The sequence below is a fragment of the Glutamicibacter sp. NPDC087831 genome (genome assembly GCF_044742845.1).
GTDB lineage: Bacteria > Actinomycetota > Actinomycetes > Actinomycetales > Micrococcaceae > Glutamicibacter.
In genome coordinates, this window is the sequence record NZ_JBIUVH010000001.1 from 1,072,021 (window position 1) to 1,086,473 (window position 14,453).

Annotated in this window: 14 protein-coding genes and 1 tRNA gene; 7 read left to right on the forward strand and 8 right to left on the reverse strand. The window is 62.2% G+C overall.

Annotated elements, in window-relative coordinates:
• The first annotated feature begins 63 nt into the window (after positions 1 to 63).
• The gene (locus ACIOJF_RS05260) at positions 64 to 972 is read left to right on the forward strand and encodes a PAC2 family protein (protein ID WP_402741312.1); all 909 of its coding nucleotides are present in this window, start codon (positions 64 to 66) and stop codon (positions 970 to 972) included.
• Between the two features lie 33 nt (positions 973 to 1,005).
• Here the strand turns inward: ACIOJF_RS05260 and mshC are convergent, their stop codons facing one another.
• The 3 genes from mshC to ACIOJF_RS05275 form a co-directional block, all read right to left on the reverse strand.
• Positions 1,006 to 2,268 carry a cysteine--1-D-myo-inosityl 2-amino-2-deoxy-alpha-D-glucopyranoside ligase gene (mshC, locus tag ACIOJF_RS05265; RefSeq protein WP_402741313.1) on the reverse strand — a complete coding sequence of 421 codons (1,263 nt, stop codon included), beginning with the start codon at positions 2,266 to 2,268 and terminating at the stop codon, positions 1,006 to 1,008.
• Positions 2,269 to 2,395: 127 nt separating this feature from the next.
• The gene (locus ACIOJF_RS05270; protein WP_105657830.1) at positions 2,396 to 3,220 is read right to left on the reverse strand and encodes an undecaprenyl-diphosphate phosphatase; all 825 of its coding nucleotides are present in this window, start codon (positions 3,218 to 3,220) and stop codon (positions 2,396 to 2,398) included.
• A gap of 78 nt (positions 3,221 to 3,298) precedes the next feature.
• Complete coding sequence (locus ACIOJF_RS05275; RefSeq protein WP_105657829.1) at positions 3,299 to 3,508, reverse strand: hypothetical protein; 210 nt, start codon at positions 3,506 to 3,508, stop codon at positions 3,299 to 3,301.
• Between the two features lie 44 nt (positions 3,509 to 3,552).
• Between ACIOJF_RS05275 and ACIOJF_RS05280 the strand changes: the two genes are divergently transcribed.
• Positions 3,553 to 3,786: a DUF5703 family protein gene (locus tag ACIOJF_RS05280; protein WP_105657828.1), complete on the forward strand. Its 234-nt coding sequence runs from the start codon at positions 3,553 to 3,555 to the stop codon at positions 3,784 to 3,786.
• Between the two features lie 65 nt (positions 3,787 to 3,851).
• Here ACIOJF_RS05280 and ACIOJF_RS05285 read toward each other — a convergent pair whose 3' ends face one another.
• The 5 genes from ACIOJF_RS05285 to ACIOJF_RS05305 all read right to left on the reverse strand — a co-directional run bounded on the left by ACIOJF_RS05285 (position 3,852) and on the right by ACIOJF_RS05305 (position 9,505).
• Positions 3,852 to 4,991, reverse strand: coding sequence for an acyl-CoA dehydrogenase family protein (locus ACIOJF_RS05285; protein WP_105657868.1), 1,140 nt, complete (start codon positions 4,989 to 4,991; stop codon positions 3,852 to 3,854).
• A 47-nt stretch (positions 4,992 to 5,038) separates the two neighbouring features.
• Complete coding sequence (locus ACIOJF_RS05290; protein WP_181148864.1) at positions 5,039 to 6,355, reverse strand: M20/M25/M40 family metallo-hydrolase; 1,317 nt, start codon at positions 6,353 to 6,355, stop codon at positions 5,039 to 5,041.
• Between the two features lie 84 nt (positions 6,356 to 6,439).
• The gene (locus ACIOJF_RS05295) at positions 6,440 to 7,399 is read right to left on the reverse strand and encodes a TAXI family TRAP transporter solute-binding subunit (RefSeq protein ID WP_219844343.1); all 960 of its coding nucleotides are present in this window, start codon (positions 7,397 to 7,399) and stop codon (positions 6,440 to 6,442) included.
• A gap of 4 nt (positions 7,400 to 7,403) precedes the next feature.
• Positions 7,404 to 8,840, reverse strand: a complete 1,437-nt coding sequence (locus ACIOJF_RS05300) for an ATP-binding protein (protein ID WP_402741314.1) — start codon at positions 8,838 to 8,840, stop codon at positions 7,404 to 7,406.
• Entirely contained in the window at positions 8,837 to 9,505 is a 669-nt protein-coding gene (locus tag ACIOJF_RS05305; RefSeq protein ID WP_105661563.1) for a response regulator transcription factor, read from the reverse strand. Before ACIOJF_RS05305 ends, ACIOJF_RS05300 begins: the two co-directional genes overlap by 4 nt.
• A 243-nt stretch (positions 9,506 to 9,748) precedes the next feature.
• Here ACIOJF_RS05305 and ACIOJF_RS05310 point away from each other — a divergent pair, with 243 nt between their 5' ends.
• The 5 genes from ACIOJF_RS05310 (at position 9,749) to ACIOJF_RS05330 (ending at position 14,439) form a co-directional block, all read left to right on the forward strand.
• Positions 9,749 to 11,029, forward strand: coding sequence for an Nramp family divalent metal transporter (locus tag ACIOJF_RS05310; protein WP_105661266.1), 1,281 nt, complete (start codon positions 9,749 to 9,751; stop codon positions 11,027 to 11,029).
• Positions 11,030 to 11,111: 82 nt separating this feature from the next.
• On the forward strand, positions 11,112 to 11,756 hold the full coding sequence (locus ACIOJF_RS05315) for an NADPH-dependent F420 reductase (protein WP_105661562.1): 645 nt from the start codon (positions 11,112 to 11,114) through the stop codon (positions 11,754 to 11,756).
• 228 nt (positions 11,757 to 11,984) lie between these two features.
• Positions 11,985 to 12,068: transfer RNA gene (locus ACIOJF_RS05320), tRNA-Leu, on the forward strand.
• Positions 12,069 to 12,200: 132 nt separating this feature from the next.
• Positions 12,201 to 13,178, forward strand: a complete 978-nt coding sequence (locus tag ACIOJF_RS05325) for an alpha/beta fold hydrolase (RefSeq protein WP_105661265.1) — start codon at positions 12,201 to 12,203, stop codon at positions 13,176 to 13,178.
• A gap of 67 nt (positions 13,179 to 13,245) precedes the next feature.
• Positions 13,246 to 14,439, forward strand: a complete 1,194-nt coding sequence (locus tag ACIOJF_RS05330; RefSeq protein ID WP_105661264.1) for a glycosyltransferase — start codon at positions 13,246 to 13,248, stop codon at positions 14,437 to 14,439.
• The last annotated feature ends 14 nt before the right edge of the window (positions 14,440 to 14,453 follow it).

The window sequence follows — 14,453 nt, forward strand, 5'->3', positions numbered from 1 at the left end:
AGTGGGGCTAAGCCGCTTCGGCGAGCCACGCCGAGAGCATCGAGTGCTGCCAAGGAGTCTTCAATGAACGAGGAATACCACGCCCCGACGCTGAATAGCTATATTGCCAAGACCCAGCATGAGATTCGCCCCACCATCGTCTTGGCTGCCTTCGAGGGGTGGAACGACGCCGGTTCGGCGGCCACGGACGCCGTCCGCCTGCTGCTCGAGTCCAACGCCCATGAGCATGTGGCCACCGTGGGCGAGGACGATTTCTACGACTACCAGTTCACCCGGCCCAAGACCCGGCGCACCGGGACCGGGCGCGTAGTGGACTGGCCGTGCACCGAGATCTTCAAGATCCATTTGCCCCAGGCGGCCGCCGACCTGCTGGTGGTGCTGGGTGTCGAGCCGACGTTCAAATGGCAGACCTTCTGCTCGCGGATCATCAAGGTGGCCCAATCCCACAATGCCCATGCCGTGCTCACCCTGGGCGCCTTGCTGGCTGATGTGCCGCATACCCGGCCGGTGCCGACCTCGCTGGCCAGCGACGATCCGCGGTTCCAGGAGCACCTGAGGATCAGCGCCTCCACCTACGAGGGGCCCACCGGAATCCCCTCGGTGCTCGGCGTGGAGTTCGAACGGTACGGGATCCCGAGCCTGTCGCTGTGGGCTCAGCTCTCCCACTATGTTGCGCAGTCCCCCAGCCCGCGGGTGCAACTGGCCATCATCGAGCTGCTGGAGGAAGTCATCCCGGTCTCCGTGCCGGACCAGAAACTGCGCGAGGATGCGCTGGCCTGGAAGCACGGGGTCGATGAGCTCGCGGCAGCGGATCCGGATGTGGCCAAGTACGTTGAACAGCTGGAGCAGGCAACGGACACCAGCGAGCTTCCCGAGGCCAGCGGCGAGTCCATTGCCCGGGAATTCGAGCGCTATCTGCGCCGCCGGGGAAAGTACCGCAAAGACGGCCCGGGGTCCGACTTCGATATCTGAAGCCGGACCCCGGGATGCTTGGCGCGGTGCTGCCTAGAGCTTGAGCCCCAGCAGCGCGTCGATGCCGTGGCGCAACGCTTCGGCGCCGTCGCCATTCGAGCCGGCCGGCTGCGCCGCCCACCGGTCGAGTGCCTCCAGCGCGGAGGGCGCATCGATGTCATCGGCCATGTGCTTGCGGATGCTTTCCACTACCTTGGCTGCGTCCTCGTTGCTGGTGGTGGCCAAGGCCTGGCGCCAGGCAGCCACCCGCTGCTGGGCTGCGGCCAGCAATTGCTCGGTCCAGAACCAGTCGCTGCGGTAGTGCTGGGAGAGCAGTACGGCGCGGATCGCTACCGGCTCGACGCCGGCTTCGCGCAGTTTGGAAACCAGCACCAGGTTGCCCAGGGACTTGCTCATCTTTTCGCCGTCCAGGCCCACCATGCCGGTGTGCACGTAGGTCTGCGCGAGTTCCGCGTTATCGCCAGCAGCTGCGTGGGCCGCGGAGAATTCGTGGTGCGGGAAGATCAGGTCCGAGCCGCCACCCTGGACAGTGAAGGGGGCCGGCAGGGTCTTGCGGGCAATCACCGAGCATTCGATGTGCCAGCCCGGGCGGCCGGAACCGAGCTTGCCGCCATCCCATGACGGCTCGCCCTCGCGGGCGGCACGCCACAGCAGCGGGTCCAGCGCATCGCGCTTGCCGGCACGATCCGGATCCCCGCCGCGTTCGGCGAAGAAGCCGAGCATGGTCTCGCGGTCGTAGTTCGAAACGGCGCCCAGTTTCCAGGCATCGTTCTGGGCGGCCAGGGTGTCGAAGTACACGTCGCCTTCCACCCCATCGGCACCAGCCGGCACACGGTAGGCCAGATCCGCATCGAGCAGCTGCTCGACGACCGGGACCAGCCAGTGGATGGATTCCACCGCGCCGATGTAGTTCTGCGGCGGAATGACGTTCAGGGCTTCCATGTCGTCGCGGAAGAGCTGGATCTGCGACTCGGCCAGTTCGCGCCAATCGACGTTGGTTGCTGCGGCGCGCTCGAGCAGCGGGTCGTCCACGTCGGTGATGTTCTGGGTGTAGGCCACGGATCGACCGGCATCGCGCCAGGTGCGCTGCACCAGGTCGAAGGTGACATATGTGGCGGCGTGGCCCATATGGGTGGCGTCATAGGGGGTGATACCGCAAACGTACATGCTGGCCGGCGCAATAGCTTCATCCGCTGGCGCAGTGGCCTGTCGGGCTCCGGTGGCGGTATTGAAAAGTTCCAGTGTTGGTGCTGAACCAGCCACCTGAGGTACCTCAGGGTTATTCCACGCGTGCACTTATGGACATCCTTTCGCAGATGCGACGTATTTCTTCCTTTAACTCCAAGTGAAGCAAGGCGAGGTTTATTCCCGTTAACTGCAAGATGCCCGTGAAGCAGTCCACGGACATCTTGGAAAACCTGGATCAGGCGGCCATCCAGCCCAATCCCAGAGCGACGAACAGCGCCAGGCCCAGCAGGATGCGGTACCAGACGAAGAAGCGGTAGGAGTGGGTGGAAACGAACTTCAGGAACCAGCCCACAATCAGGAAGCCGACGACGAAGGCCACGACGGTAGCGACACCGGTCTGCGCCAGGGTGTAGACACCTGGTTCGTCGAAGGACTTGACCAGCTTGTACAGGCCCGAGGCGAACACCGCCGGGATCGCCAGCAGGAACGAGTAGCGGGCTGCGGCTTCACGGGTGTACCCCATGAGCAAACCCGCGGTGATGGTGCCGCCCGAACGCGAGACGCCCGGAATCAAGGCCATGGCCTGGGCGAAACCGTAGAAGATGCCGTGCTTGACGGTCAGCTTGTCCAAGGTGCGCTGCTGCTTGCCGTAGTGGTCGGCGATGGCCAGGATCAGGCCGAAGACCACCAGTGTGGTCGCAACAATCCACAGCGAACGGAAGTTCGTATCGATGTAGTCTTCCAGCAACAGGCCCAGGATCGCGATCGGCAGGGAGCCGATAATGATCAGCCAGCCCATCTTGGCATCCGGATCCGAATGCGGGATCTTGCCGGCCAGCGCCTTGCACCAGGCGCCGATGATCCGCACGATGTCACGCCAGAAGAAGACGATCACTGCGGTTTCGGTACCCAGCTGGGTAATGGCGGTAAATGCCGCTCCGGGGTCTTGGGCGTTGGGCAGGAGTTCGCCAACGATACGCAAGTGGGCTGAGGACGAGATCGGGAGGAACTCGGTCAGGCCCTGGATCAATCCTAGGAAAGCTGCTTCAAACCAATTCACCCCTCGACATTACTTCACCGATTGCGACTATCTGGACTCAGAAACACGGAATAGGAAAAATTCACTCCGTGGTCGTACTCACGCATCATCCGAGGGTATGGTGAAGGGCAATAACTCGGAATACTGATCGTAGAGGGCGTCTTCATAGTCTTCGAAGGCATCGGCCAGCGCGCCAAAAGCCGCGTCGACGGATGCCTCGCCAGCACCGCGGCTCTGCGACACAATTGCCAGGTGCTGCTCCAGGCGTGCAATAAATGCTTGCAGTGCAAAACTCGGTTCAGTACTCATAGCATGAGGCTACAACGCACGGCGTTCTTTAGATAGGGGGCAGGATGCTCGAAGAAAGAATTAAGCCACCGCTGCATCATCCCGATGACCAGCGCTTTGAATACCTGGTCATAACTTCTTTCCCGGGCGAACCAAAGCATGTCGCCCGCGCCGCCCTGCGGGAGCACGCCGATAACGGCAAATGGGAGCTCATGCGCACCTGCCGCTATGAAGGCGGCGCCCAAAAATACTGGCTGCGCCGCCGGGTGATGCGCATTCGCAGCACCCTGGCTCCCTGAACCGGCAACTGGGCACATGGCTCCGTGCCCGCGATTGGCCCTCACGGCAATCGCGGGTCCTTGCCTCAGCTGTCGAGCGGGCCTACCAGCCACGAGGCCACCGTATTGGCTGCCGAGGCGGCATTGGACGGGTGGTACCAGCTGGCCTGCACGTCGCGGTAGAGCCGTTCGAACTCCGATCCCCGGAAATATCCGCCACCGCCCAGCAGCTGTCCGGCAACCTGGATGTTCTCCCGTGCAGTGCCCCCGGCCAAGGTGCGCAGCGTCACCAGCTTGGGGAACCACGCGCTCTGGTGATCCGCCTTGGCCTCCAGGTCACCGGCCACCGAGCGTTGCAGGGCATCCAGGGCCAGCAGGCGCATCGCCGCTTCGGCCAAGAGCCCGCGGGCACGCACATCCTGCGCATACCGGGTCCCGTCCTGGTGCACCCGCTGGCCCAGGGCCTCCTGGGCCAGGGTCACCGCACGATCTGCGATGCCCACGTAGACGCTTGCGGTCAGGGTCAGGAAGGATGCGAAGATGCCGAAGACCAGCGGGTCCTGGTTAGGACCGGCCGGCAGCCGGCTATGCACCCATTCGCGCGGGGCCACCGCATTTTCCAGCTTCGTGGTGTGCGACTGGCTGGCCCGCATGCCCAGGGTGTTCCAGTCGTTCATGGAATGCACGCCCTCGCCCCTGGCGACGAAGCCGTGAACCAGTTCCCCGGATTCCTCATCCTTGCCGAACACCCCCAATCGGGTGAACGCCGGCGCCAGCGAGGTGAAGATCTTCACGCCATTGAACTCCACCGAGCCATCGGCAGCAGTTCTCGCCCTGGTCTTCGAGTCGAAGAGCACCGCGTCGTTGCCGGGCTCCGAAATCCCGAACGCCATCACTTCGCCCTCGGCAATCCAATCGGCCACCATATCCAGGCGCCGGTCCCCGCGGGCCTGCAGCAAATACGCGACGCCCGCCCATACCTGGTGCATGTTGATCGCCAGGGCCGTGCCGGGTGCCGCGGTGGCCAGGCGGCGCTGGGCCAGGGCCAGGGTCTCGAAGTTCCACCCCAGTCCCCCGCGCTCTGCCGGCACCAGCGCCTTGAGGTAGCCCAGTTCCACCAGTTCGTTGAAGTCTTCGATGGCGAACGAGTTCGACTCGTCATAGCCGGCGGCCCGGTCCCGGAAACGCTCAAGCAGCTCGTCGCTCAGTATGGATTCGATGGTCAAGGATTCTGCTCCTGGATTCTGTTGTGCTGGCTGGGCCAACGCTGGTTCTAGTATTCCTGCAAGAGGTTTTGCAGCACCCGCACGCCGAACTTGATGGAGTCCACCGGCACGCGTTCGTCGACGCCATGGAACATTCCGGTGAAATCCAGCTCGGCAGGAAGTTGCAGCGGCGCGAATCCGTAGCCGGTGATCCCCAGTTTGGCCAGCCATTTGTTATCGGTTCCGCCAGAAAGCATATAGGGCAGAACCACGGCATCCGGGTCTTCAGCCAGCAACGACGCGATCATGGAATCCACCAGCGCACCGGCGAAGGGCACCTCCAGGGATTCCTGCTCATGCACCATGGACAGCTCAACGTGTTCCCCGGCCAGTTCACGCAGGGTCTCCAAGGTGGCTTCGTGCTGCTCGGGCAGGGTGCGGCAGTCGATCAGCGCTTGGGCCTGCCCGGGAATGACGTTGTGCTTGTAGCCTGCCTCCAGGGCGGAGGGATTCGCGGTGTTCTGCAAGGTAGCCCCGACGAAGCGCGAGACATTGCCCATGGCCGAGAGCAGCGGGGCCGGATCGGCTTCATCGAAGTCCAGTCCGGACAGCTCGGCCACCTGCTCAAGCAATGCGCGAGTGGTTTTGGTGTAGGACAGCGGCCATTGATGCTCACCGATGCGATGGACGGCTCCTGCCAGATGGGTGACCGCATTATCGGTGTTGAGCTGCGAGCCGTGGCCGGCCATGCCCTTGGATTCCAGCTTCAGCCAGGCGATGCCCTTTTCCGCAGTCTGCAGCATGTAGGCCCGGCGGCCGTTGATTTCGACCGAGAACCCGCCGACTTCGCTAATGGCCTCGGCCGCCCCGGCGAAGAGTTCGGGATGGTTCTGCACCATCCAGCCGGAACCATAGTCCCCGCCAGCTTCCTCATCGGCGAAGAAGGCGATGACCAGATCGCGCCGCGGGGTGATGTTCTCGCGTTGCAGGTGGCGGATGGCGGCGATAATCATCGCGTCCATGTTCTTCATGTCCACCGCTCCGCGTCCCCAGATCATCCCATCGATGATCTGGGCCCCGAAAGGATCCACGCTCCAGTCTTCGGCGATGGCCGGCACGACATCCAGGTGGCCGTGCACGACCAGGGCCGGCAATGACGGATCGGCCCCCGGGATGCGGGTGACCACGTTGGCCCGCCCGGGAGCGGATTCATAGATCGTGGCTTCCAGGCCGACGTCCTCGAGCAGCCCAGCGACATAGCGGGCGGCGTCAAGCTCCCCCGCGCCCTTGTTGCCTCCATAGTTCGTCGTGTCGATCTGAATCAGTTTCCTGCAGATCTCTACGGCTTCATTTTCCATGAGTGGAATGTCGCCAGCAGTGGACATCGCCAATGATCCTCTCGTAGCAGTGCTTTGCAATACACACTAGTGGGCAAAGCCCTCACCGTCGTGTGCGCACGTGCGCAATTTCTAGCCGTGAAGTTCCTGGTAGGCCTTCCTCGCGCCCGGGTGCAGGGGCTGGCCTCCGGTGCTGACCAAGGTTTCGGGGGTCAAGAACTGGATGCCGGCGCTGGATTCTGGCACCAGCCGATCAGCGTGGGCGACCAGGAGCTTGACGACGGCTCCGGCCAGCTCCTCGGGCATGTCCGCGCGCGCCATCAACAGGTTGCCAACCCCGATCGTCTCCACGGCCTTGATTCCGCGGTAGGTTCCCTCCGGGATGACTACCCCGTCGTAGAGATCCGGGTACCGCTCGCGCAGCTGCGGCAGCACCGCTGATACATCGAGCAGGCCCAAGTCCATGGTTGAAGCGAGCCGGCTCAGCGAAGCAACAGGCAGGCCGCCGAAAAGGAATAGCGCGTCAATGCTTCCCTTGCCCAGCGCCTCCAGCCCTGCCGCGTACCCGTACTGCAGCTCCTTGGGCGCGATCCCGCGATTCTTCAGCTTCGCTGCCCGCAATATGCGCTGGCCGGTCACCCACGTACCTGACCCTGGCGCACCGGTGCCGATGGTGCGTCCTGCCAGATCCTGCAGCGAGCTAATCCCGGCTGCTGTGCGGATGATGCAATGGAAATAGTTCTGGTACACGCGGCCCAGGGCCAGCGGCTGCGCTTGTGGAGCGCTGTCCTTCCGGTACTGGTCCACCGTATCGGCCAGGGCAAGAGCCAGCCCGGCCTTGTTTTCTGCGAGCATCGCCAGATTCTGGGCGCTGGCCTGGGTATTGAGGGCTGCTGAATGCTCGGCGACGCCGTGGTCCACCAAGGCGTTGGAGAGCAAGGAGGCAAATTGGAAGTACATGCCCCCGTCTTCACCGGAGGCGATATCCAATCGATGCGCAGTGGGCAACGAGCTGCAGGAATTCAGTGCTGGCAGTCCGGCGGCGACTGGGGCTGCCAGGAGATATCGAAGCAAGTTCCGCCGGGACGGCATGGGCTCAGGATTCATCGGGCACCTCGGGCTTGCTGCCATGCAGGGGCAGGCTGATCGTTGCTTTGAGCCCTTCGCCCGGAGCCGATTCAAGCGTGAGCTCACCGGCATTCGCGCGCGCCAAGCGATCCACGATAGCCAGTCCCAAACCTGTTCCCGGACTGTGCCGCACACGTTCTGCACGCCAGAACCGCTCGCCTGCATTCGCGAGTTCAGCAGCGTTCATGCCGGCTCCGTGATCCTGTATTTGGATGCTGGCAGTTCCCGGGTTGAGCCGCAGGCCCAGGACGATCTTGCTGCCAGGGGCGTACTTGAAGGCGTTTTCCAGTAGTTCCGCGAGCATCTGCTGCAAATCGAATCCGTTGCACCACACCATGGCGGTCTGCCCCGAGGTGGCGCTGCCATCGAGCACCAGCTGGTTTCTCCGTTGCCGGGCAACCTCGGATTGGCGTTCGACTTCCTCGGCGAGCATCTGCCCGACGTCGACTTGTTGGCCGTGCACGGCTGTCTCGGGCAAGGACTCCCCCGCATTTTGCTCGGCTAGCCGATGCTCGGCGCTGGCCAAGCGCATGACGCCGTCCAGCAGGGTTTCCACCCGATGCAGTTCGTTTTCCACCGCGTGCACTCCGACGGGATCCGCTTGGTCGCCCATGCGCATCTTCAAAAGATCCACGCGCAACCGCAAGGCGGCAACGGGGTTCCGAAGCTGATGGGATGTTTCAGCAATGAGCTCCTGCTGCTGCTTCAGGCTCTCGGCCATAGTTCGGGCCATGCTGCCCAGCGACCGCGATAGTCGGCGCAGTTCCGGTGGGCCTTGCTCTTCGAGGAGAACTGGTGCCTGATGCCGCGCAATGTCATTGACGGCATCATTGAGCCGGTGCACCGGACGGAGCACCCAGAAGGTCAGGCGGTCGGCCAAGAGCAGGAGTCCAGCGCCAATGGAAATGACAACAAGCCACAGCAGGCTGGACTTTTCCAGCACCTTGGCGCGTGCAGTTTCCAAGTTCACTTGCATCGTGACAGAGCCGAGCACTTGAGCAGAATTGCCGAACGGCTGCGAGAGGAAGGCGGTGGCATCCGAGAGAGGATCGATCGGCGGGATCTGGACCAGTCCCAGATTCAGCTCTGAATTGCGCACGGTGCCAGCGACCTCGGGATCCGCAGGATCGATACTGCCCGAGACCAGTTGCCGCTGGCCCAGATTGATCAGCAGCCCTTCGCCATAGAGGTCGCTATAGGTGTCCATCTCCAGCTGGAGCAGCGACATGTCATTTGCCAGATCAGCATGGGCGGCAAGCTGGACAAAGCGGTTCAATGCCGATAACCGGTTCAACTGGACTTCAGCGGTGGCATCACGGCTGACGCTCTGCAACAGCATCGCGCTGACGATGGCGACGATTGCAAGCAGCAGCGTGCCCAGGATCCCCAGTACGCGCAGCCTCACGGGCTTGGCGTCTCTAGCCGGTAGCCGACTCCGCGAACGTTCACGATCATCCCGGGCGCAGCAAGCTTGGAGCGCAAACCGGTGAGGTGCACATCCAAGGAGCGCGACACCGCCACGAACGCGTCGCCCCACAAGCGATCAAGAATCTGCTCCCGGGTTACCACCGCTCCGTCATGCTGGGCCAGCAATGCCAGCAGCTCGAATTCCTTGGCGGTCAGTTGGAGGTGCCGTCCATTCAGAATTGCTTCGTGCTTCCCGGTGTCCACACGCAGTCCGCCGGCGATGAGCACACCGCCATTGTCATTGGATTGGACCTTGGCGCGGCGGGCCACCGCATCGATGCGGGCCAGAAGGACCGCCAGCCCGATGGGCTTGACCAGGAAATCGTCGGCGCCCTGGCGCAGTCCCCGGACAACGCTCCGCTCGTCATTGCGCGCCGAGAGGATGACCACGGGGACTTCACTGATTTGGCGCAGTTTGCGCAGGACTTCCAGTCCATCCATATCCGGCAGGCCCAGATCCAGCAGGATCATCTGTGCATTGTGGTGCTTCAATAGCGCGTCAGCACCGCGGCTGACATGCTCGGCCTGATGGCCTGCGGCGCTCACGGCATCGATCAGGGCGCGGGCGACGGCGTGGTCGTCTTCGGCGATCAACAGCTGCACGGCATCATCCTCGACGTTCAGATCCGGGCTCGGCGCCCATGGGTAACTGATCAATTCTAGCAATTCGGAACACGCAGTGTTCTCCACGTCACTGCATTCCTAAGAAAGTGTTAGTACTTGACTGAGAGTTTGCCAGTAAGAAAGATCACTACCAAGATTGAATACGATCTCACACCCCCGTGGTCCGCGTCACTGCCGATGCGACTCTGCGGCGGCATCGCACTGTGTCAAAAGGAAAATCAAATGAGCGAGAACATCCAGGCGCAACGCGCCGACCTAGACGGTGGCGGCCCGCCGCGCTGGAAAGTCATTGGCCCGGGACTGGTCGTTGCGGCGACCGGCGTTGGCGCAGCTGACATGGTTGCCACACTAGTAGCAGGCAGCCAGTACGGCTATGCGCTGCTCTGGGCAGTGATTGTCGGCGTGATCCTGAAGATTGTTCTGGTTGAAGGCGCCGGCCGCTACACCCTGGCAACTGGCAAAACCATTTTCGAGGGCTGGAAGACCCTGGGCAAGTGGACCACCTGGTACTTCGGTCCCTACATCATCATCTGGGGCTTCGTTTACGGCGCTACGGCGATGAGTTCCGCTGCATTGCCGCTGGCCGCCTTGATGCCGGCAGTGGATCTGAAGATCTGGGCAGTGCTCATGGGCCTGCTGGGCTTCGTGATGGTCTGGTTCGGAAAGTACAGCTTCTTCGAGAAGATCACCGCTGTACTGGTGGGCATCATGTTCGTGACCGTGGTGGGCTTGGCTTTCATCGCTGTGCCAAATATTCCGGAAATGCTCAAGGGCCTGATCCCGATGATCCCGGAAGGCGGCGTGGTCTACACCCTGGCGTTGGCTGGCGGCGTCGGCGGTACCATCACCTTGGCCGCTTACGGCTACTGGCTGCGCGAGAAAGGCTGGTACACCCCTAAGTGGATGCGGGTCATGCGCATCGACAACTCCATGGCTTACGTCATGACCGGCATCTTCGTGTTGGCCATGCTGATCGTTGGCGCGGAAGTTGTTCGCGCCGCCGGCGTGACCATCTCCGGTGGCGACAAGGGCCTGCTGGAACTGGGCGACGTGCTGAAAGCCGAATACGGCGATGTCGTAGGCAACGGCTTCCTCATTGGCTTCTGGGCCGCGTCCTTCTCGTCGATCATCGGCGTATGGAATGGCGTTTCGCTGATGTTCGCCGACTTCTGGGGCCATATGCGCAAGAAGCCGGCAAACCACCCGGATACGCTGACCGGTGGCAAGTACTTCAAGTTCTATGTGCTGTGGCTGACCTTCCCGCCAATGGTGCTCTTCTTGCTGGACAAGCCAATTGCCCTGATCCTGGCCTATGGCGTCCTCGGTGCGCTGTTCATGCCATTCCTGGCGGTCACCCTCCTGGGCCTGCTCAATGGCAAGCGCATCCCCAAGGAATGGGCCAACCGCTGGCATACCAACACCGCGTTGGCGATTACCGCAGTACTGTTCATCATCTTGGGTGTACAGCAGCTGTACAAGTCCCTGGCTCCGCTCTGGAGCTGATGGCCTTTCACTAGGTCCAGAAGCCATGGTGGCATGCAATGAATTGCATGCCACCATGGCTTTCGCGTTTAGGCTGGAGGTTATGAGCATCAAGCGGATTGGAATCCTCGGAGCGGGACGAGCCGGTACAGCCCTCGCCCGCGCAGCAGCATCGGCCAGAATCGACGTACGCATCGCAGGTTCCAGGCCGCCACGGATGATGAAGTACCACCTGGCACAGTACGCATCGCATGCCACCGCCGTACTGGCCGAAGACATTGCCGAGGATGCCGATTTGGTGGTGCTCATGGTGCCCCAAGAGGAACTCGACGACATTGATGTCCCATCCCTGGCTGGCATCTTGCTGGTGGATGCGACCAATCGCTGGGAAGACGAGCCGCTTCCCGACTGGCTGGAAACATCACTTGACGCTGGCTTGTCCAGCTCCGAAGGCATTGCAACCCATTTCAAGAGCTCTCGCGTGGTCAAAGCCCTCAATCACATCAGCCATTGGGACATGGACGCGGATCAGGCAACCAAGCAATCCGCGCAACGCGCCTTGGGCGTCGCCTCGGATAACAAGCAGGATGCCCAGACGGTTTCGGAACTTACCGTCGCCCTGGGTTTCTCTCCGGTCCTCCTGCCCAACTTGGCCGCGGGCCGCGGCTTGGAACCCGGTGGCGCGATCTTCAACGAAGTTCTCGATGCGGCAACGCTGTCCGCCAGGCTCGGCCCATCTTCGCAGTAGAGCCGCTAAACCCGCGTTTCACTAGGCAAATCGCATCATATTCCTGTGACGCTCGACACTGATTTTCTGATTTTTTGCCTTAAACCTCTACTCAATCCCGGTTTTCCCGCGGAATTCCGGGGTTTTCACCCTCCAGTTGCGAGGAGTTTCCCGATTGGAAATCCCCTGCTGGGGGTGGTAAAGTTTTACTTCGTTGCCAGCGATAACAACGCGAACAACAGACAACCTGCGCGGGTGGCGGAATAGGTAGACGCGCTAGCTTGAGGTGCTAGTCCTCGCAAGAGGGTAGGGGTTCAAGTCCCCTTTCGCGCACAGGTAGAATCCCCGGTTGACTTCGGTCAACCGGGGATTTCTTTATTTAATCCGAACGACTCCCCGCCCTCGATTGAGGATGCGGCGCATGCCTCCGCCGCGCTTGCACGTGCGCTGTCGTAAAGTGCTTATATGACTGATTCTTCCCCGGGCAACGTCCCCGCCCAGCAGGGGCTCATGCCAACTGATGACGGCCACCAGCTGTACTGGGAAGAGTTCGGCAGTCCCGGGGGAATCCCGGCACTGCACCTGCACGGTGGACCAGGAGGAACACTCGGCGCGAGCGGCTACCGGAACCGCTGGGATCTGTCCCGTACTCGCCTCATTGGTTTTGAACAGCGCGGTTGCGGACGTTCTCTCCCCTCGGCAGCCGCTGCGGATACGGACATCGGAGAATTCACTACCCAGCGGCTGATAGCCGATATCGAAACGCTGCGTGTCGGGCTGGGTATCGAGAAATGGATTATCAATGGCGTGTCCTGGGGCTCGACCTTGGCTCTCGCCTACGCACAGGCCCATCCCGAACGCGTCGTCGGCATGGTGCTTTTCGCCGTCACGACAACGAGCCGTGAAGAAGTCCAATGGATCACCGAAACTGTTGGAGCGCTCTTCCCGGAAGCATGGGACCGCTTCTCGCGATTCGCCAGCAGCCACATTCCGGCCTACGCGGCGGGTGAACTGCGACTGGTCGAGGCCTACGCGCAACTGCTCGGCTCCACCGATCTGGAACTTCGCGATGCGGCGTCCCGCGAATGGGCGCTATGGGAGGATACCCACATTTCCCTCGGATCGGAGCAGGTAATCCGCGATCCGCGCTGGCATGACCGCCGCTTCCGGCATTCGATGGCACGGCTGACCACTCATTTCTGGGCCCATGATGGTTTCTGCCAGCCGCCGATCATCGAGAATATGGCTGGGATCCGGCACCTGCCGGCCGTTTTGATCCACGGACGAGCCGATGTTTCCGGACCGTCAATGACGGCATGGAAACTTCACCAGCTCTGGCCAGCTTCCTCACTGGTTATCTGCGAGACCGATGGCCACGGCGGAGCGGAGATGGTCGATCACTGGACGTCGGCGAACGCGAACATGCTGGACCTGGCTTCTTGATAGCATCAGAGGCGGAGTTTTGAACGAAAAATTCCGTCACTAGCACAGCACTACTGGAGTACTGAACATGCGCATAGCCATGCTTTCCCTGCATACCTCACCGATGCAGCAGCCGGGCTCCGGCGATGCAGGTGGCATGAACGTGTACATCCAGAACCTTTCCTATGCGCTGGGCGCCCTGGGCCACGAAGTCCACATGCTCACGCGCACCGCCAACGAATCCGAGTCGCTCCAGGTCAGCGAGGGCGTGTGGATGCATCAGGTGCAGATCGCTGCCCATCGGAACCTTGCCAAGGAACAGCTCCCGGCGATCATCGACGAGGCCGCGGAGGAAATCGCAACGCACTTGCACGGCATGAAGTTCGATGTCGTCCACGGGCACTATTGGCTCTCCGGAATGGTGGGGCTGCAACTGGCGCAGCGCTGGTCCGCTCCCTTGCTGGTCTCGATGCACACCTCGGCCGCGGCCAAGGAACACGAATCAGGTCTCCCCGAGCCTGGGAAGCGAAAGGAAGCAGAGAAGCAGCTGCTCGCCGACTGCGCGCGCATCATCGCGAACACGCCCGTCGAGGCGAAACAGCTGCAGCGCTTCTACGCCGTGGACTCGAACAAGCTCGACATCGTCCTGCCGGGCGTCAACCACCGCATCTTCCACCCGGATCAGGACAAGCTGCGCCGGCCTCTGGGAGACGATGACTTGCACCTGGTCTACGCCGGGCGCATGCAACCGCTGAAGGGAGCCCATCTTCTGCTCGAAGCCATGGGCATCGCGCGTCGCGAGGATCCAGCCCTGCGCATTACCGCATCGCTGTTCGGTGCGCTGTCCGGGGCAACGGACTACGACCTGCCAGCGCAAGTCCAACACCACGGCTTGGAGGACGTCGTCCGGTTCTTCGATCCGCTCTCCCCCGAGAAGCTGGCGCTCGTCTTCGCCAATGCCGATGTCGTCGCGGTGCCCTCGCTCTCCGAGACTTTCGGATTGGTGGCCGCCGAAGCGCAGGCCTGTGGCACGCCGGTGTTGGCCAATGCGGTGGGAGGGTTGGCCTACGCCGTCAATGACGGCGAATCCGGTTGGCTCATGACCGAGCCTGATGCCCAGCTTTGGGCCGCCAAGCTGCTTGAACTGGCCCGGGATCCTGAACAGATTACCGCTGCCGGACATGGGGCGCTGGAACATTCGGCCCTCTTCACCTGGGAACGCGCGGCCGTGGCCACCCTGGCCAGCTACCGTGTCGCCCAGTCCGAGCGCCAAGTACGTTGAACGCAATAGTGCCT